This window comes from Phormidesmis priestleyi ULC007 (genome assembly GCF_003003695.1).
Classification (GTDB): Bacteria; Cyanobacteriota; Cyanobacteriia; order Leptolyngbyales; family Leptolyngbyaceae; genus Phormidesmis_A; species Phormidesmis_A priestleyi_A.
The window spans coordinates 1-529 of sequence record NZ_PVWG01000167.1 but is presented as its reverse complement, the minus strand read 5'-3'; the positions used below and the strand labels follow the sequence as shown (position 1 = coordinate 529).

General features: G+C 52.9%; 1 protein-coding gene. It reads left to right on the top strand.

Annotated elements, in window-relative coordinates:
• Positions 1-30: 30 nt before the first annotated feature.
• Positions 31-529, top strand: a 499-nt coding sequence (locus tag C7B65_RS27240) for a transposase (protein WP_181314529.1), incomplete at its 3' end; no start/stop codon positions are given.

The following is a 529-nucleotide window of genomic DNA, read 5'->3' as shown; positions in this document are numbered from 1 at the left end:
GGGGAAGCCCCTCGAAGCAGGAGCCCTTCCATGACGATCGCAGAACGAGAACAACAAATTCTCAGAGTTCGACAGCAAGGTGTGCATCCGGAACTGGAAGCAGCACTTGCAGAGCAATTACGAAGGGAAGTGGTGAACACGGTCAAACAGGTGTTGGAAGGGGCGTTACGAGAGGAAGTGACGGAGTTTCTGAAGCACCTGGAGGGCAAGAAACCGTACCGCTCCGGGTACTATGAGCGGCAACTGCATACGCAGTATGGAACCATCGAGAAGTTACAGGTGCCGAAGTTACGAGAACGGAACCCGGAACGCCACTGGCAGATCTTGGAACGCTATCAGCGGAGTTTGGGGAATCTACTGGATTGGCTGTGTTGCTTGTATGTCATGGGACTGTCGTTGCGAGATTTGCAAGCAGCCTTGTATTTTGTAGTAGGTCGAGTTCTATCGGTGAATGCCGTGAACCAAATCACGTTACAAGTTCAACGACGACTGGACGCGAAACGCCAAGCGCCCTTCGAGCAAACGCCAG